Source organism: Paraburkholderia mimosarum LMG 23256 = NBRC 106338, assembly GCF_000739815.1.
Lineage (GTDB): Bacteria > Pseudomonadota > Gammaproteobacteria > Burkholderiales > Burkholderiaceae > Paraburkholderia > Paraburkholderia mimosarum.
Window position 1 is genome coordinate 1 of sequence record NZ_BBJJ01000019.1, and the last position, 18,592, is coordinate 18,592.

An 18,592-nucleotide genomic window follows, 5' to 3' on the forward strand; every position below is an offset into this window, starting at 1 on the left:
TGGGGCGACGTTGCCGGGGATGTCGAGGGATTGGGTGTACATCGGCAGCGATCCAGGGAGGGTGGCAGGTTGACGCAGTATAAATTAACCGTCCGGTCGGTCAATCAAATTTGTCTTTTGTCAAAAAAAATGGATAGTGCAGTGAAAACCCTTGGGCGGCAGGCAGCGAGCAGCGGGACGATCCGTCACCCAACGCTGTGGATGCGACGCCTCTTACGCCTTCGGAGTGTCAGGGAGGCCTGAAAAAATCCCCCGGTTTGGCAAAATTTGCCAAGACTGATAGACTGATTTGCATGGGCACAATGAACATTTCCCTCCCCGATTCGCTGAAGGAATACGTCGACGAGCAGGTCGGCCAGGGCGGCTACGGCACGAGCAGCGAATACGTCCGCGAACTGATCCGTAAGGACCAGGATCGCAAGCGCCTGCGCGGACTTATCCTGCAGGGGGCGGCGTCGGGCCTCGCGGATCCAGTCGATTCCAAATACTTCGAATCGCTGCGCGTTCGCGTGCGCACCTCGCGCAAATGACGGCAAAGCCCGTCATACCGACGAGGCTGGCCACGCGGGACGTGGAAGACGAGCTGACCTACTACCTCGTGGACGAAGGCTCGGAACAGGCAGCGCTCGGATTCATCGCCGAAATCGAGCGGGCGTACGCCCATCTCTCTAGAAACCCGAACATTGGATCCTCTCGTTATGCGTACGAGTTGGACATACCAGGCTTGCGATCCTGGCCACTTGACCGCTATCCGCATGTGATCTTCTACGTCGAGCGCACGGATCACGTCGAAGTCTGGCGCGTGCTTGACGGTAAACGCGATATCCCGTCGTGGCTCTTGAACGACGACAGCGAGATTCAATGACGCGTTCTGACCGGTCATGCCGTGCGAAGACACGTCTTTCGGCCGGATCCTTTTCTCTATTGACGACGCACGCGATCGTCCTGCCGGGTGCCATAACCGTTCCTTGAGTCGCAGAAGCTCTCGCGTCGTCACTGTCACCCGTTTTTCTTTATCCAGGCTACAGCTTTTATTCAGTTAGGATCGCGAAAGACATACGCGCCGTGCACCGATGTTGGGCAAACATCGTTGCGGGTCTTCCGGGTTAGATGAACCGAACCGGGAAGACCCGTGCTTCGGGTGACCGATCTAGTGGCCGCTGTCAGGGTTGCACTTCGACTCATGGCCGCACGTAGCCCATCCTGAGCGGGCTATCCCGCTTGCACTGGCGCTTCCGGACACACCTCCATACCCGGATGTATCTGAAGGGTTTCCAATAGAGGCCGATTGGCTATTTTGTTGTCCTGAGGCGTCCTGGGCCTGCGCTCCGTCAACTAAAGCGAGAGCGCCAAAAAGCGCCACCGTGCATACGAGAAACGTCGTCTTCATGACATTACTCCTTCATCAATATGAAATCAGGTGCCATCTTGTAAAAACGCTTTGATGTGGGCATAAGCGAAGCGACCGGCACACGACGGTCAGTCGCTGCCGGCGATTTCGCCCGCTGCTGGAACCCGGTTGCGGGTCTGGCTTTCTACCGGGTGTAGAGAACAGCTAACGCGGCAAGTCCGCGGTTGGCGTTCGAGGTGACAGGGGCATCTGAAGAACGCCGATGGGCCGGATGAACCCGATGCGCAAGATAGAGTGCACGCTATAACGATAGACCGTTTTTCAAAAAAAGATACTGCGCATTTTTGAATGTAATGTTCAACGCTTCCGCTTTTCTGGATAACTAGTAGAACAGAATGATAGTGAATATCTTAGCGGAAACCATCTCAGAACTTTTGGCGATAAAGACCGATTTTTATACGTTCGTAGTTTTGCAACTTGTCTTCCCTACGTTGTTGCATTACCGCCAACAACCTTGCGTTGATTGCCTGCGCAAAGCGGATTCTCCGCTTGTCCAAATGCGTGCCCAGGCCGCAGCGTCGCGACCGTGGCCGACCCGAACTTATTGCCGAACACACGCCAACCGGCCACCTGCGATGCCCGAAGTAAGTATCCATGGCACTGGTCAACGATCAAAGGGGTCGTGCCACATCCGTTGCGAGGATAGTACGCAGCGGGCGCCGGTATATCGTTGATCACCTTGCGGTAGCCGTCCCACGACGCGAAGCCGACAGGGCGGCCCGCGCGGGGCAGCGCCATGAAGAAGGTGGCACAATTGATTCCGCCGGCACGGATCGCGCATGCGGGCGGCAACATTGAATGCGTCCCGCCGCAATCCTCTTCCGCCGTGGCAGCCATCCAGTCCCCGAGGAAATACCATGCCGCTCGCTACAGCCTCTGCCCGACTTGCCATTGATGCACCCAACTACCTAGTCGCCATCGACGCTGGCCGCCATGTGCTGGCTGGCGACGAAGGGCCGCGCGAAGGCGGTCAGGATCGCGGCCCTGCCCCATTCGAATTCGTGCTCGCGGGTCTCGCGGCGTGCACGTCCGCGACGCTGCGCATGTATATGCAGCGCAAGGGATGGCCCGACGGCGCCATCGATGTGACGGCCTCCCTGCACGCCGACCATGATGGCAACCAGTACATCCGCCGCACCGTAACTGTCGATGCGCCGCTCGAAAACATGCAACGGGCTCGACTCGCAGAGATCTGCGAGAAGACGCCAGTCACGCTCTTCATCAAGCGTGGCACGCGCATCGACACCACGATGGTGGAACGGTGAACGTACCCGCCCGGGCCGCGTGGGTGTTGCGTATTTTCGAGAAAGTGCAATTCGAATCACATAGCCTTGTCGCGTCGGCGTGTCTCCGATCAAAACAGCAGGAATGAAAATCAGAGCTTGATAGCCCGTGAGGAACACTGTTGGTCAAGCGGGAGGGAGAACGCGCAAGAAGCGAAGGATTGCCTCAAGTGGGCGACGTAGGGGGCCAGGATTTTCCCCTCCCTGAAAAGGTGCTGACATGCGCATGGTGCCGCGATTCCGACAATACCCGCTGCAGCGCCCCTTCCCCTCGTCGGCATTGATAACCTTTGAACATCAATGCTTCAGAAAATTGCACTTCTCGTTTTGCGCATCCTGCGCAAACATCGATCCTCAAGACGTTCATAACAGAGAACGCATCGGAGACAGGCGCGAAGCGCAGAACCGCGTTTCGCCTCATCCCAGTGCAAGCCCGGTCACGGGTGCCGCCTACGGTCGCCGACGCGCATCTCGCCTGCCCCACCTCGCTACGTGAATCCCCTGCCGCCGCTTTCGAGCGTCCACGGCAGCGGTGCTTCTCGCGCCTGCCGCAGCGAGCTGACTGAATACCCAGTACCCGCTTCATTCGTCATTACCTTCAAATTCAGGAGACACTTCACATGCAGATCACCGGAATGTTGCACGGCGCGCGCCTGTTGCAATTCGTCGGCTTTCCGTCCAGCGAAGTGCTGGGCCCGGGCGCCAGCGAAGAAGAGATCAAGTCGCTCATCGACCGACACGGTCAGATATTCATCAAACCGGTGTTCAAGGGCGGCGTGGGGAAGAAAGGCAAGGCCGGCCTGCTCGGCCGCGCGACTGATCTCAAGACGGCGCTCGCGGAAAAAGAACGGCTGTACTTTGCCGAGCACGTTGTAGGTCATATGAGGGCCAAGGCGAACGGCGTGACATTCGAAGCGGGTGTACCCGCCAAACACGAAGTCTACTTTTCGATCACCGATTCCACGCGTTTTCGCGCTCCCACCATGACGCTGTCGCACATGGGCGGAATGGACATCGAGGAGGTCGATCCAAAGCATGTCGCGATGGTGCCGTTCGATGCGCTGACAGGACTGAAGGCGTTCGTCGTCGCGAATGCGCTGAGCGAGATCGGCGCGCCGCGTGAAATCATCTCGCCACTCGTGCAGCAGTTGCCGAAGCTCTGGGAGTTATTCCACGATTTCGGCATGACGACGCTCGAACTCAACCCGATCCGCATGCGCGAAGACAAAAAGGGCCGCCTCACGCCCGTGGCGTGCGACTTCAAGTGCGGATTCGATCGCGACGATCCGCGTTTCTCGCGGCTCGGTCTCCCGCCCCATCTTTTCGCCGCCGACTACTCGGATTTCGAGCAGGAGATCAATCAGCTTCGCACGCACCAGGGACAAAGCGATGTCTACGTGATCAACGATAAAGGAACCATCCTTGCGCCCACCTTCGGCGGCGGCGCGAACTCGCTCGTCACGGAAATGCTGGGCGACGCGGCCATCATCTCGTCGGATTTCGGCGGCAATCCTCCGTACGAGAAGATGAAGGAAGTGGCGCGCATCTGCTTCCGACACTGGCTCAAGCAATCCAACGTGCTGTTCATCATCGGCGGCAAGTCGAACAACACCGACATCTACGAGACACTGCGCGCGATGGCCGATGCGCTACGCGAGCACTTCAGCGAGCACGGCCCGACGCCGCTCTACGTCGTCCTCGGCCGCGGCGGTCCGAACCTCGTGCGCGGCATGGCCGCACTGCGCGACACCTGCGATTCGCTAGGCCTGCCTTATCGCCTCTTTGGCTTCGACTCCGACATCAGCGAAGTGATCCAGTACGCGCGCAAGGCCGATACGTGGATGCAATCGGGCGGCCGTGCGCAGGTCGCGGCGCGCATCGGCGCGCGCGAGGCTCAAACGCAAACCGCATCGGTTTGAGGAGATCGGACATGTACAAGCAAGGCAACAGTCGTTTTAAATACTTCGTTGGAATTCAGTCGCTGGCAGATATCGCCACGCGCGAAGATCGCGTCTGCGTGCTCAATATTCTCGGCGGCGAGTCGTCGGACGTGACGCCAGTGAGTCACGCTTTCTCGGGTGCGAACGTCGTATTCGGCACCGCGCCCGGCAAAGGCGGACAGATGCTCGCGACGCCCGCAGGCGAGATTCCGGTCTTCAATAACGTGCGGGACGGTCTCGAAGCCGGCCATCGCTTCAACTGCGGCGTCGTGTACCTGCCGCCTTCGGCCGCGCGCGACGGCGTAGCCGAACTGATTCGCGTGAATCCGGATCTGCGCAAAATCTTCATCATCACGGAGAAGATCGCCGTGCACGACGCTCGCGAGATCCGGGCGATGGGGCAGCAGGCGGGCATCGACATCTTCGGCGCAAACGGGCTGGGCGTCGCGGACTCGTGGCAGCGCGTGCGAATCGGCGGCGCGCTCGGCGGTGACGATCCGGGCGCGACACTGCGTCAGGGATCGATCGCAATCTTCTCGAACTCCGGTGGTTTCAGCACCACGATCGCGCAGTACCTGCGCATGAGCGGCTGGGGCACATCCACGGTCATTTCCAGCGGCAAGGATGTCTACATCCACTATGCCGCCCCGGAATTCGCCTTCGCCCTCGCCAACGACGCCCGCAGCAAGGCGGCCGTGCTGTATTGCGAGCCCGGCGGATACTACGAGGCCGACGCGGACTTCAGGAAACCCGTGGTCGCGTGCGTCGTGGGCCGCTGGAAGAGCCGTCTCACGCGCGCAGTGGGACATGCGGGCGCGATGGCCGGCGGCGCCGACGATGCGCTCGCGAAGGAACGCTGGTTCATGGAGAAGTTCGGCGTCGAACGGCTCTTCACGCCCGAAGATCCATGCTGCTCGGCGAAGGGCGCGGTGGTGACGAATATCGCCCATATTCCCGCCGCGCTCACGGCGGTGATGCGCGCAAACGCAACGATGCCGGACTTCGAGCCCGAAGGCAGTCTCGCGCTCAAGCCGTGGTTCGGCTCCGATCAGGGACTCGCGTTGCCCGAGGAACTCGCACTTCCAGTCGTGAAAGCTGTTGCACCGTACGATGAGCAAGTCGCGCGGGTGAATGACCAGATCGGCGCGATCCCGCCGCGGCAGCCGTTGAAAGACGCCTCGGGCGCCTCGCAGATGGACGCGAAAACACAGGTCAGCAGTCTGCACGGCGTATCGATGCTTGAAGCAGCGAAGCATTCCTTCGAAGAGAACGTGTGCCTTGCGTTGTTGCACGAGTTCGGCGGCGCAAACGACGAGCAACTCGTTGACGTTGCAATCGGCGCGGCGGTGAACCTGTACGGCACACCTGAACTGGCGGCCGCGCAAGCGGCGCGCGAGGCGGGCAATGCGCCAAACACGGTGCTCGCCGCCGCAGCGGCGATCGTCGGGCCGAATCGCCAGCGCGCGGCGCGCGAGGCGGCCAGGCTGATGATCGACCGCTTCGCGGCAGCGAAACTTGTGGACGCGTTCGATCGCGAGTTCGACATCGACGCGATCGGCACCGAAGGGAGCGCGGCACTCTTTTCCGAGCAACCTGACCTGCAAGCGGAGGCCATTCTCGCCGGGCTCGCGACACGCGGCGTGAGTTCGGTATTCGTGCGGTGGCTCGCCAACGGCCCGGGCCATCCGCGCGCGGACGCCGTGCTCGCGGCGATCACGACGACACTTGCCTGGGGCCCGCTCATGCGCAAGCGCATCTCGCGTTTGACGGCGGAGGGCCTGCCCTGGTGGATGAAGCTCTTCGGTACGCTGATCGGCGCCTCGGCGGACGCGTCGCACCACCGTCCTGGCAGTTTCTGCGACTTTTCCACGGAGGAGTTACTCGGCGAGCGCTCGCTGACGGAAGTGGCATTCGCGGCGCTGCTCGGCCTGAAGCCGTCCGCCGACGACCTGTTCGCATTCAGGACACTGACCGGATTGCTGCTCACGAACGGACCGGGTGCGATCTCGGCGCAAGGCGCGAAGGGCGCGGTGTCCGCCGACGGTCCCGAGTCCCCCGAACGGGTCCAGTTGAACAAGGCGCTGACGGGCTTTCTCACGCACTCGGGCTATACGCATGGCGGCAACGGCTACGAAGGTATCGCGTTCCTCAACGAGGCATTTCGCGGCAGCGGCCTCAGCGATCCCGCCGACGCGCAACACGGCGTCGACCTCGAAGCACTCGCGCGCCGCGCCGTCGAGCACTATGCGCAGTACAAGGCGCGTCAAAAGCAGGCGGGAAGCCTCGACATCGCCAAGCTGCCGGGCGTAAATCATCCGGTCTTCAAGGACAAGCCCGTGAATCACGATCCGCGCGAAGTGTTCATCTCCGAGCTTTATGAGGCACGCGGCGAGTACAACGCGTTTCATGCGTACTACCGTGCGCTGGTGCAGGCATTGTTCGATGCGGGCGTGTCGCGTACCGTCTACTGCGTCAACGTCGATGCCGTGATCGCCGCGCTGCTGCTGAAGATGCTGTGGCAGCCGCTCCAGCGCGGGGAGTTCAGCGAGTCGGATCTCGAAACCGCCGCGTTCACGATCTTCCTTTACCCGCGCATGCTCGGGTGCGCGGCGGAAATCGACGATCATCTGAACCGCGGACGCAATATGGACACGCGCACGCCTGCCTCCCAGTGTCGTTTCGTTGCCTGATCGCTGAAATCCGAGGGCTCGGCCGGGCGCTACAGGCACAGGTAGCACCGGCGCAGCCGGGCGAAACGTCGACTGATTACTGGAGAACATCAATCGTTCAGGACACCTGTACGAGCGCCCTGCTGTCGAGCCGTGCGCATCGAACGCAGCACGATCCCGACCCCAACCACCCGGTCTTTAACGTCGAATTGGCGCATCAAGGCGATCGCCTGAAGTAATGCTGCGCCAACGCAACCCAATACCGGACGCCGGCCGAAATGATGTCGTCGTTGAAATCGTATTCTGGGTGATGCAGTGCCGGCGCGGTCGTGCCGTCCCGCGCATTGCCGATCAGCACGTAAGCGCCCGGCCGCTCCTCCAGCATGAAGCCGAAGTCTTCGGACGTCATGTTCGGCGGCACCTCGCGGTACAGGCGTTTATCTCCGAACGTGTCGCGAATCACCGCTTCGCACAGCGCCGTCTCGGCCGGCGTGTTGACCGTCGCCGGGTAGTACTGAAAAAACTCCACGTCGACCCGCGCGCCATGAGCCGTGGCCAGCCCCTCGCACGCAAGCTGGACGTCGTGCTGCAGCTTCTGCTGCAATCCGGACGACAGCGTGCGTATCGTGCCGCGCAGCTCGGCAGTGTCCGGAATGACGTTGTCCGTCGTACCCGCATGGAACATACAGACGGAAATGACGGCGGGATCGACGGGATCCTTGTGTCGCGCGGCGATGGTCTGACATTGCAGCACCATCGCGCACGCGAGCGGGACCGGATCGATGCCCAGATGCGGCTGCGCCGCATGCGCGCCCTTGCCCGTTACCGTAATCCTGAAGCGGCAGCCAGCGGCCATGATCGGGCCGGTACGCAGCCCGAAATGCCCGGCGGGCAAGCCGGGCCAGTTGTGCATGCCAAACACCGCTTCGGTGGGATATTGCTCGAACAGCCCGTCGTCGATCATCTTGCGCGCGCCCGCACCGCCCTCTTCTCCGGGCTGAAACACGAAATGCACGTTGCCTGGCAATTGCGGCAGTTCCTTCAGGATGCGCGCGGCGCCGAGCAACATCACGGTATGGCCGTCATGCCCGCACGCGTGCATGATCCCGTGCGTGCACGATGCGTGCGCGAAGTCGTTGGCTTCGTGGATGGGTAACGCGTCGAGATCGGCGCGCAGCACGATGCCGCGGCCCGGATCCGCACCGCGCAGGCTCGCGACGACACCCGTGCCGCCCAGCCCGCGCGACACCGAATAGCCGAGCGCTTCGAGCTCGCGAGCGACGACGCCGGCCGTTCTGTGCTCCTCGAAGCGCAGTTCGGGATGCGCATGCAGATCGCGGCGCAATCCGGCCCAGTGCGCTTGATGCGCGCTCAGCGACGTTTCGGAAACGACGGAGTGTTCCAATTTCGGCACCTTCGGAAAGTAGATGGCTTCTATTCTCTACTGCCGGCGCATTTGCGCGCAGCGGCCGCGTCAGCCGTAGTACCCGACGATCGACTTGACCTCCATGTAGTCCTCCATCCCTTCGATCCCGTACTCGCGGCCGTTGCCCGATTGCTTGTATCCGCCGAACGGTGCCTGCGGATCCCACGCCGGATAGTTCAGATGCACCTGCCCCGACCGGATGCGCGCGGCCACCGCGCGCGCGCGTTCCATGTCCGTGCCCTGCACATGCGCGCCGAGCCCGTAGACCGTGTCGTTCGCGATCGCGACCGCTTCGTCAACGGTGTCGTAAGGCAGGATCGCAAGGACCGGACCGAAGATCTCCTGCTGCGCGATCGCCATGTCGGTGCGCACGTCGGAGAAAATCGTCGGCCGCGCATAAAAACCCTTGTCGAAGCCCGCAGGCCGCCCCGGTCCACCGGCGATCAACCTGGCGCGTTCGTCGAGGCCGGCGTCGATCATCTGCGCGACCCGCCCGAACTGCGCGCGATTGGCGAGCGGCCCATGCGTCGTTGCTTCGGCGAAAGGGTCACCGACGATGAGCCGCTGCGCCGCCGCGATGGCCCGTTCCTCGACCGCGCCGAGCACGTTGCGCGGCACGATCATGCGGGTCGGCGCGCTGCACGACTGCCCCATGTTCCGGAACGCGGCGGCCACGCCCGGCGCAATAGCCCGCTCCAGGTCCGCATCCGGCAGGACGATGTTCGGCGACTTGCCGCCGAGCTCCTGCGCGACGCGCTTGACCGTCGGCGCAGCCGCCTGGGCAACCAGCACGCCCGCCCGCGTCGATCCGGTGATCGACACCATGTCGACCTCAGGGTGCGCCGAAAGCGCGGCACCTACCTCCGCACCGCTGCCGCTCACAAGGTTGAACACGCCGGCAGGCACACCCGCATCGGCGATCACTTCCGTGAACAGCAGCGCGCAGAGCGGCGCCAGCTCGCTCGGTTTGAGCACCACCGTACAGCCGGCGGCGAGCGCCGGCCCGACCTTCGCGGTGATTTGATAGATCGGCCAGTTCCATGGCGTGATCAGCGCGCACACGCCGATCGGCTCGCGCGCGATCGCGGTCGTCCCCCGCCGCGTGACGAACGAGTAGCTCGCGAGGTTGTCGCGCGCAACCCGGATATGTTCGGCTGCGAGCGGCACGTGCGCGGCACGCGCATAGCCGATGGGCGCGCCCATCTCCATGGCGAGCGCGGTGGCGAACAGTTCCGCACGCTCGAGGATCAACGCATGAACGCGGTCGAGCAGCGCGGCGCGCGCTTGCGGGGATGTAGCCGACCACCGCTCGAACGCCCGGCGCGCGGCACGTGCGGCGCGGTCGGCGTCGCGTGCGCTGCCGAGCGGGATTTCGCACAACGTGTCCTCGGTGGAAGGGCACACGACCGCGAACCGGTCGCCGCCGTCGGGCACGCTCCAATCGCCATCGATGAAGAACCGGTCCAGCCTTCCGGCTTGCTTCAGGTGAGTCACGGGAGAAATCATTGCAGGGTGTCCTTGAGTCGGTAGCACGCTCCGACGAACGAAAGAAACGGATTTCCGAAGTGACCGGGAATCGCCGGCCGGTCGAAGCCCCTCCACGAATTGAGATCGGCGCGCCCGTCCATGATTTCCGCCATCGGCGCGCCCATCAGCGCCGCCATGCGCGTGCCGTGGCTCACGAATGGCTCGGACGTATCAAGCGACCAGGAACCGGATTGCATGACCAACTCCAAAGCTGGCGGACCGGTGCGAGCGCACTCGATCCGCCTCGTCCCGAGGCCGACACCGTCTTCGCGCGACGGCCCCGCTCTAGAAATCGGCAACCTTTCCCCACGAGGAATCGTTGAACCGGGCCGGCTCATACGGCACTGGATCGACCAGCGGCTGCGCGCCGGTCGCGAGATCCGCGATGAGGTGCCCGGCGCCCGGTCCTATCCCGAAGCCGTGGCCCGAAAAGCCCGCAGCGAGGATCAGCCCCGGCACGCCTGGCACTTCGCCGATGCCCGGCACGCCGTCCGGCGTGCTGTCCACGAACCCGGCCCATGCGTGCGTGATCTTTGCGCCGCGAAGTTCGGGCAGGAGTTCGACGGCGCGCCGGTACGTTTCGTTGACCGTCCGCATGTCGGGCTTCGGATCCAGGATGCGTACCGCCTCCATCGGCGTGGGCGCATCGAGGCGCCAGCGCTTCAGCGATTCATGGCCGCCGCGCACCCCTTCGAGGCCGCCCGGCAGAAGATTGCGCCAGCGCTTTGCGAACATCGGCACGAATTGCGGCGCAAAGCGCAGGAACTGCTGCGTCGGGTCCACGCGCGCGCGGCCGCTGATCGCCAGGGCGTAGCGTCCGTCGCTGCGGCGCGTAACGGAAACGCCGGACGTGTACATCGCATCGGGCAGCGGATGCTCGACGGGCGAAACGCTCAGGATCGACTGACGGATCGAGGCCTGCGGAAAGCGGATGCCGAGCTGCCGGCAGAACGACGACGCCCATGCGCCGCCGGCGAGCACGACCGTCCTGGTCTTGATGACGCCGGCCTCCGTGACGACGCCGCTGACACGCCCGCCCTCGAGTTCGATGCCGCGCGCTGCGCAGTGCTGATGGACACTGCCGCCGAGCTTCATCAGTGCGGTGGCCACCGCGGGTGCGGCCTTCCCCGGGTCCGCCGTGCCGTCGCTCGGCGAGAATACGCCGCCCTTCCATTGCCGCCCGGTCGCGTGCCCACGCTCGGTGGCCTGCTTGCTGTCGAGCATGTACGTCGTCACGCCCGCGGTCTTCGCAAATTCCCCCCAGCTGGCCCAGCGGGACAGCTCGGCGTCGTCATTGCTCAGATACAACAGCCCGCAGCGATGAAAGCCCGTGTCTTCGCCGGATTCGGCCGCGAATCGCTCCCACAGATCGATGCTCTTGCTCGCCATCGGCAATTCGCGCTCGTCGCGGTTCTGCTGCCGGCACCAGCCCCAGTTGCGGCTAGACTGTTCGGCGCCGATTCGCCCCTTCTCGACGAGCGCGACCGACACGCCGCGCCGGGCGAGGTAATAGGCGGCAAAGACGCCGATGATGCCGCCGCCGATCACGACGACATCGGCCGAAGCGGGCGGCGTGGCCAGCGTTTCGATATGGTGCAGCGGAGGGGACATGTTCAGTCTCGCTCGGTGGAGGCATTGACGTTCTGCACGACGTAGAACTTCGCCACGCGTTCACTGCTTTCCCAACCGATCGATGCACCCCGCGGCACGAACAGCGCGTCACCGGCACCGAGCGACAGTACGCTGCCATCGGGCGCGGCGAATCGTACGGCGCCGTCCAGCAGGAGCATGAACTCGTTCACGCGATGCGGGCGGACGATCCGGTGATAGGGCGACGAATCCCACGTGCCCGCGCAGTACGCGGCGCCGTCGTCGACGAACACGTTGTCGCTGCGGCATTGCGGCGCCGGGCCGAGCAGCACCTCCGCCGGCAGCGTTGCGGACGGTTTGAAGTCAGCGTCGGCATGTAGCGCAAAGAGGCCGCGCTTCGTCGGTGTCGCGCACGCGGCCGCGCAGAACATCAGCAGCACCCGCGATTGCGCGGCGATACGAAGCGCGGTGCCGCCGCCGATGACGGCGCCTTGCCGCGGGCCGAGCACCAGCGGCGCGGCGCCGGCCGCCTCGAGCGTCAGCTCACCTTCGACGACGATGATCGTTTCAATGTGCGGAAAGCTCGGCACGTCGAGCTCGCCGACGAAGCCGATACGCCCCGCGGCCATCGCGTCGGGCCCTTCCCATGCAATCTCCCGGTGTTGCGCGAACGGATCGCCCTCGCCGAACGCATGCTTGCGGAAGGCGGTTGAAGAAGGTGCGCCGTCGGCACGGTGCAACACGAAAGCTGCCGTCATTTTTGCTCCTGTGCAGTGCGTGGCGGTTTGACTGAAACCGCCGCGCGATATCGGAAATCGTCGTTCGCCGGCTCTCCTGCCGGAAACCTTCAGGTCTACATAACATCCGTGCTTGTTGTTACGCCGCGTGACACGTCTCTTCGCGGCCTTCTGCGCACGTGCGCGTTTGCGACGTGCGCGTTTGCGACATGCGCGTTTGCGACATGCGCGTTTGCGACGTGCGCGTTTGCGACGTGCGCGTGGGCGACATTGCCGTCGGCGACATGCACGCCGTCGCGCGCCCTTCCCGCGCTACCACATAGTCGCGCGGCGTGATCCCGAGCACTCGCCGGAAATGTCGGCACAGATGGCTCTGATCGAAGAAGCCGACCTCGGTCGCGACGACCGACGGCGCGAGACCGGCGCACAACAGGTCCTGCGCACGCCGTACCCGCACGAGGCACAGATACCTGTGCGGCGACAACCCGGTTTCGCCGCGAAAGCGCGCAGTGAAACGCGACACGCTCAAGCCGGCTACCGAAGCGAGTGTGTCGAGGTTCAGCGGCTGCGCGAACGATGCGTCGATCGTGCGCAGCACATCGCCGATCGCCGGCGATACGGGCCGCGCGAGACCAGGCGAGCCAGCGAATTGCACTGTCATATCGAATCCTCCCCGGCGCTCGTTTCAGTGCAGGAAATCCTGCATCCGGTAGTAGGCGCCGACGAACGGCAGGAACCACGCGTGGCCGAAATGGCCGGGCATCGCGGGCCAGTCCAGCTCGCGCCACGGATTCGACGCGGCCGCGCCATACAGCACATCTGCCATCACGCGGCCCATGTGCACGGACATCTGCACGCCGTGGCCGCTGTAGCCCATCGAGTAGTAGAGCCCGTCGTGCTGGCCCGCGCGCGGAAGGCGGTCGGCGGTGATGTCGACCAGCCCACCCCAGCAGTAATCGAGCCGCACGTTGGCCAGTTCCGGAAAATAGCCGGCCATCCCGGCACGCAGGATCTCGCCGCTTCTCGCGTCGGAGCGCGGGCTCGACATCGCGAAGCGCGCGCGGCCGCCAAACAGCAGCCGGTTGTCGTGCGTCACCCGGAAGTAGTTGCCGATCTGGCGGGAGGTCACGTACGCGCGGCGGTTCGGGAACAGCCGGTTCAGCTGCGCATCGGGCAGCGGCTCGGTGACGACGATGAAACTGCCGACCGGCGCGATGCGTCGCCGGAACCACGCGAACGGTCCGTGCTGCGATGCGCCGGTCGCGACCAGCACGCGGTCGGCGACGATCGTGCCGCGCGTGCAGGCGACCGTATGGCGCTCGCCGTCGAGCCGTTCGAGCTTCGTGACGGCTGCGTGCTCGAAGATTCGTGCGCCCGAGCGCACGGCTGCCTGCGCCAGGCCAACGCCGAATTTGCCCATGTGCATCTGCGCGCCGTTGCTCTGCAACAGCCCGCCGTAGAAGCCGTCCGAATCGACTTCATCGCGGATCCGCGATGGCTCGATCAGTTCGATGTCCGAATCGACGTCCCGTCGCAACAGGTCGAACGTCTTCGCGAGTCCTGCGAAATGCTGCGGCTTCGCGGCGAGCTTCAGCTTGCCCGCACGCCGGAAGTCGCAATCGATCGCATGCTCCGCGACGATCGTCTCGACGCTCTTCACTGCGCTCTCGTACGCGCGATAGAACTGCTTCGCCGGCGCGGCGCCGATTCGGGCGACCAGCGACGCGTAGTCCTGCGCGACGCCGGTGTTGCACTGGCCGCCGTTGCGGCCCGACGCTTCGCCTGCGATCTGCGCGGCCTCGAGCAGGACCACCGATGCGCCGCGCTGTGCGAGCGCGAGCGCCGCCGACAATCCGGTGAAGCCGCCGCCGATCACGACCACGTCCGCACGCCCTTCGACGGGCCCTTCGCTGCCGGCGCGAAACGCCGGGCGGGTATCCAGCCAGTATGATTCCAGTTTCATCGAATCCTTTTCGAGCGTTCGTGCGACGACCATCGGCGACCGTCCATTGCAAACCATTTAATCACCATCAAAAAACGCAGTTGCCGCGCATTCGCGCGCGCAGCGCGCAGAAATCGCCGTTTTGCGCGATCGCCGCAGCAGACTATGCGGAACGCCGGCTGCCGCGGCACGCGCGATGAAAAGCGGCGTATCGCCCACTACGGATGCACCGGCTGCACCGGCGCGATGCCAACCTGAAGCGGCTCGGCCTGGAAGCGCGTGAGATCTTCCTCGCTTCGATGGCACAGCACCTTCGCACCGTTCTCGAGCGTGCGCAGCGCCGGTGCCGTCCGGTTGCAGACGCCGTCCACCCGCATCGCGCAGCGCGGCAAGAACGAACACAGCTCGGTGTCATCGGCGCTCGCGCCGATAGGCACCAGCGGCCGGTGGCAACGCTCGCCGGCATCATCGAGCCAGCCCGCGCGCAGCTCGGGCGCGGACGACACGAGCAGGTGCGAATACGGGTGGTAAGGCGGCGCGCACAGCGCGTCGCGGCTGCCGGTTTCGACGCGGCGGCCGGCGTACAGCACGACGATGTCGTCGCTGATCGCGCGCACCTTCGCAATGTCATGCGTGATGAACACGTACGACACGCCGAGCTTCGCCTGCAGCTCGCGCAGCAGATCCATGATCGCGGCTCCGACCACGGTGTCGAGCGCCGATGTGACCTCGTCGCACAGGATCAGGTCGGGCTCGGCCGCGAGCGCGCGCGCGAGGTTCACGCGCTGCTTCTGCCCGCCCGACAGCTCGCCGGTGCGCCGCGCGGCGACCGCCTGTGGCAGGCGCACGAGTTCGAGCAGCTGAGCGACGCGCTGCCGCGCACGCGCGCCCCTGATCCCGTGATAGAACGCGAGCGGCCGCGCCAGTGTGCGCTCGACCGTATGCACCGGATTGAGCGCGGTATCGGCATTCTGGAATACGATCTGCACGCGGCGGTGCTGCTCCTTCGTGCGCTTGCCGATGTCGAGCGCGAGCGGTTCGCCGTCGAGCAGGATCCGCCCGCCCGTCGCCGGCACGAGCCCCGCGATCACCTTCGCGAGCGTCGTCTTGCCGGAGCCCGACTCGCCGATCACGCCGACCGTCTGTCCGCGCCCGATGCGCAGGTCCACTTCGTGCAGGATCACCTTCGCGGGCCAGCCGTTCGCGGCGCGGCTGCCATAGCCGGCGATCACGCCGCGCACATCGAGCAGCGGGCCCGGTGCCGCGGGCGCAGGTTTCTCGTCGCGTTGCGCATCGCCCGGCGTGACCGCCGCGATCAGGCTCTGCGTGTAGGGGTGCGTCGGCGCATGCAGGATCTGTTCCGTAGCGCCGGTCTCGCGGATCACGCCGTCGCTCAGCACCACGATCCGGTCGGCCATTTGCGCGACCACGGCCAGGTCATGCGACACGTACACCGCGCTCATCCCGCAGCGCCGGATCACGTTCTTGAACGCCTGCAGCACGTCGATCTGCGTGGTCACATCGAGCGCGGTGGTCGGTTCGTCGAGGATCACGAGCTCCGGGTCGGTGATCAGCGCCATCGCGGCCATTAGCCGCTGCAGTTGTCCGCCCGACACCTGGTGCGGATAACGCTTGCCGATCGTCTCCGGCTCGGGCAGCGCGAGCGCGCGAAACAGCTCGACCGCCTTCGCCTGCGCATCGCGCTTCGTCAGGGTCCGGTGGATCAACGCGCTCTCGATCACCTGGTCGAGGATCGTGCGCGACGGGTTGAACGCGGCGGCCGCGCTCTGCGCGATGTACGCAACCTTGCGGCCGCGCAGCGCGGCCAGCGCCTGTGCCGGCAGCCTGCAGACGTCGATGCCGCCGAGCTTCACCGAGCCGCCGGCGATCCGGCAGCCGGCACGCGCATGGCCCATCAGCGACAGCGCGATCGTTGTCTTGCCGGAGCCCGACTCGCCGATCAGCGCTAGCACCTCGCCGCATCCGACGTCGAAGTCGACGTCGTGGACGATCGTCGTTTCCGCGCCGCCCGGACGGCCGCCGACCACGCGCAGTCCGCGCACTTCGACGAGCGGAGTCGATTGATCTCGCATCAGTGTTCTCCCGCGGCCACGGCCGCGCCCTTGCGGCGGCCGCGATGCGGCAGGCCGTCGATCAGGAGGTTGACCCCCACCGTCAGGATCGCGATCGCGACCGCTGGCATGATCGCGACGGCCGAACCGCCGCCGAGGCTGGCGATGTTCTCGCGCACGAGAGAGCCGAGGTCCGCATACGGCGGCTGTACGCCGAGCCCGAGAAAGCTCAGGCCGCTCAGCAGCAGCACGACGAACGTGAAGCGTAGCCCGGTATCGGCGAGCATCGGGTGGATCATGTTCGGCAGCATCTCGACGCACGCGATGTACAGCGCGCTCTCGCCGCGAGCCCGCGCGACCTGTACGAATTCGAGCGTGCTGATGTTGACCGCCAGCGCGCGCGCGATCCGGTACGAGCCCGGCATGTAGCTGACCGCGGCAGTGAGGACCAGGAGCGGCAGCGACGAGCCGAACGCGGCGACGAACATCAGCGCGAACATCTTCGACGGAATTGACGTGAGCGCGTCGAGCAGTCGGCTCATCGTCTCGTCGACCGCGCGGCCCGACACGGTCGCGAGCAACCCGAGCGTCGTGCCGGTCAGCGCGGCGAGCAGCACCGCCGCGAGCGCGAGCAGCACGGTGAGCCGCGTGCCGTACAGGATCCGGCTCAGCATGTCGCGGCCGAGGAAGTCGGAGCCGAACGGCAGCTTCGCGCTGAACGGCGCGAACACGTCCGACGTGACGATCTCGCCGACGTCGTGCGGCGCGAGCAGCGGCGAGAACGCCGCGATGAACAGCATCAGGCCGACCATCGACAGCCCGACGCGGCCGCCGGCCGTCAGTTTCATGCGCGGCGCGCGGCGCCTGGGCGGCTGGTCGGGGGAAGGTGCGGCAGGCGGCAAGCCGCCCCGCGGCGGGCGGGGCTCGCTTGGCGGCTGCAGCGTGCTGCTGCGTTGAACGGATTCGCTCGGGTGCATGGTCGGCATCTCGGTAGGAGGACGAAACACTCAGCTGCGCAGTCGCGGGTTCGACACGATCGAGCACAGATCGGCGAACAGCACGAGCGTCAGGTAAGCGACACAGAAGATCAGCGTGCAGGCCTGAACCAGCGGGAAGTCACGGTTGCCAACGGCATCGACCATCAGGCTGGCGAGGCCGGGATAATTGAAGATCGTCTCGACGACGATCACGCCGCCGAGCAGATACGACAGGCTCAATGCGATCGCATTCGCGATCGGACCGATCGCGTTAGGCAGCGCATGACGCAGCACGACTCGCGCGGGGCTCGCCCCCTTGAGCACGGCCATTTCGACATACGACGCGCTCAGCTGCTCGATCACTGCGGCGCGCGTCATCCGCGCCATTTGCGCGATCACGACCGCGCACAGCGTCAGCACAGGCATCGCATAGGCTCGCAGGAAATCGTGCACGCTGCCGATCGGGCCGCTGTACGACAGCGCGGACAACCACCGCAGCTTCACGGCGAACACGAGCACCGCGACCGTCGCGATCAGGAATTCCGGCGTCGCGACGAGAGACAGCGTGCCGAGGCTGATCACGCGATCGACCGCCGATTCGCGCTTGACTGCGGCGACGATGCCGAGCAGCAGCGCGATCGGCACCGACACGGCGGTCGTGATTGCCGCGAGCGTGAGCGACTTCGGCAGGCGTGTGCCGATCATCTCCGACACCGGCATATCGCCGGACAGCGAACGGCCGAAATCGCCGTGCAGCAGCCCCGCGAGCCAGTGCAGGTAGCGCACGTGCGCCGGCTGGTCGAGGCCGAACTGCTGGCGCAGCGCGGCGATCGTCTCCGGCGTCGCCGACTGGCCCAGCGCGGCCTGCGCGGCGTCCCCCGGCAGCAGGTTCGTGATCGTGAAGATGATGGCGGACACGATCAGCAGCGTCAGTACGGTCACCGCGATGCGCCGGCCGATCAGCGCGACGAGGATTCGGTTCATGAAGCAGGACTCCCGAAAAAGCCGCGCGCGGCGG

The 18,592-nt window shown here is 65.0% G+C and carries 13 protein-coding genes and 3 pseudogenes; 6 read left to right on the plus strand and 10 right to left on the minus strand.

Annotated features, from left to right (window positions below; genetic code table 11):
- Nucleotides 1-293: 293 nt before the first annotated feature.
- From BMI01S_RS15930 to BMI01S_RS15950, 5 genes are all read left to right on the plus strand, one after another.
- Nucleotides 294-530 carry a type II toxin-antitoxin system ParD family antitoxin gene (locus BMI01S_RS15930; RefSeq protein WP_028215555.1) on the plus strand — a complete coding sequence of 79 codons (237 nt, stop codon included), beginning with the start codon at nt 294-296 and terminating at the stop codon, nt 528-530.
- Nucleotides 527-865, plus strand: a complete 339-nt coding sequence (locus BMI01S_RS15935) for a type II toxin-antitoxin system RelE/ParE family toxin (RefSeq protein WP_028231497.1) — start codon at nt 527-529, stop codon at nt 863-865. The genes BMI01S_RS15930 and BMI01S_RS15935 overlap by 4 nt, the downstream gene beginning before the upstream one ends.
- A 1,403-nt stretch (nt 866-2,268) precedes the next feature.
- Complete coding sequence (locus BMI01S_RS15940) at nt 2,269-2,676, plus strand: OsmC family protein (RefSeq protein WP_028215557.1); 408 nt, start codon at nt 2,269-2,271, stop codon at nt 2,674-2,676.
- A 638-nt stretch (nt 2,677-3,314) separates the two neighbouring features.
- Nucleotides 3,315-4,613, plus strand: a complete 1,299-nt coding sequence (locus BMI01S_RS15945) for an ATP-grasp domain-containing protein (RefSeq protein ID WP_028231498.1) — start codon at nt 3,315-3,317, stop codon at nt 4,611-4,613.
- A gap of 11 nt (nt 4,614-4,624) precedes the next feature.
- Entirely contained in the window at nt 4,625-7,324 is a 2,700-nt protein-coding gene (locus tag BMI01S_RS15950) for a CoA-binding protein (protein WP_028231499.1), read from the plus strand.
- A gap of 196 nt (nt 7,325-7,520) precedes the next feature.
- On the opposite strand, the gene BMI01S_RS15955 is transcribed toward BMI01S_RS15950, so the two are convergent.
- The 5 genes and pseudogenes from BMI01S_RS15955 to BMI01S_RS15975 all read right to left on the minus strand — a co-directional run bounded on the left by BMI01S_RS15955 (nt 7,521) and on the right by BMI01S_RS15975 (nt 12,604).
- Nucleotides 7,521-8,717, minus strand: a complete 1,197-nt coding sequence (locus BMI01S_RS15955; protein ID WP_407669040.1) for a M20 aminoacylase family protein — start codon at nt 8,715-8,717, stop codon at nt 7,521-7,523.
- A gap of 60 nt (nt 8,718-8,777) precedes the next feature.
- Nucleotides 8,778-10,235 (minus strand): aldehyde dehydrogenase family protein, encoded by a 1,458-nt coding sequence (locus BMI01S_RS15960; RefSeq protein ID WP_028231501.1) that lies wholly within the window; start codon nt 10,233-10,235, stop codon nt 8,778-8,780.
- A pseudogene (locus tag BMI01S_RS15965) lies at nt 10,232-10,414 on the minus strand (FAD-dependent oxidoreductase); the annotation flags it as partial. The gene BMI01S_RS15960 and the pseudogene BMI01S_RS15965, both read right to left, overlap by 4 nt.
- A 127-nt stretch (nt 10,415-10,541) precedes the next feature.
- Nucleotides 10,542-11,867, minus strand: a complete 1,326-nt coding sequence (locus BMI01S_RS15970; protein WP_028231502.1) for an NAD(P)/FAD-dependent oxidoreductase — start codon at nt 11,865-11,867, stop codon at nt 10,542-10,544.
- Nucleotides 11,868-11,869: 2 nt separating this feature from the next.
- Nucleotides 11,870-12,604 (minus strand): cupin domain-containing protein, encoded by a 735-nt coding sequence (locus tag BMI01S_RS15975; RefSeq protein ID WP_028231503.1) that lies wholly within the window; start codon nt 12,602-12,604, stop codon nt 11,870-11,872.
- A gap of 127 nt (nt 12,605-12,731) precedes the next feature.
- Between BMI01S_RS15975 and BMI01S_RS44035 the strand changes: the two are divergent.
- Nucleotides 12,732-12,806: pseudogene (locus BMI01S_RS44035) on the plus strand (hypothetical protein); the annotation flags it as partial.
- 132 nt (nt 12,807-12,938) lie between these two features.
- Here the strand turns inward: BMI01S_RS44035 and BMI01S_RS15980 are convergent.
- The 5 genes and pseudogenes from BMI01S_RS15980 to BMI01S_RS16000 form a co-directional block, all read right to left on the minus strand.
- Nucleotides 12,939-13,244: pseudogene (locus BMI01S_RS15980) on the minus strand (helix-turn-helix domain-containing protein); the annotation flags it as partial.
- Nucleotides 13,245-13,268: 24 nt separating this feature from the next.
- On the minus strand, nt 13,269-14,546 hold the full coding sequence (locus BMI01S_RS15985) for an NAD(P)/FAD-dependent oxidoreductase (protein ID WP_036045492.1): 1,278 nt from the start codon (nt 14,544-14,546) through the stop codon (nt 13,269-13,271).
- A gap of 197 nt (nt 14,547-14,743) precedes the next feature.
- Entirely contained in the window at nt 14,744-16,618 is a 1,875-nt protein-coding gene (locus BMI01S_RS15990) for an ABC transporter ATP-binding protein (protein ID WP_028231558.1), read from the minus strand.
- The gene (locus BMI01S_RS15995) at nt 16,618-17,574 is read right to left on the minus strand and encodes an ABC transporter permease (protein WP_036045470.1); all 957 of its coding nucleotides are present in this window, start codon (nt 17,572-17,574) and stop codon (nt 16,618-16,620) included. The genes BMI01S_RS15990 and BMI01S_RS15995 overlap by 1 nt, the downstream gene beginning before the upstream one ends.
- A gap of 30 nt (nt 17,575-17,604) precedes the next feature.
- Nucleotides 17,605-18,558 (minus strand): ABC transporter permease, encoded by a 954-nt coding sequence (locus tag BMI01S_RS16000; RefSeq protein ID WP_028231505.1) that lies wholly within the window; start codon nt 18,556-18,558, stop codon nt 17,605-17,607.
- Between the last annotated feature and the right edge of the window lie 34 nt (nt 18,559-18,592).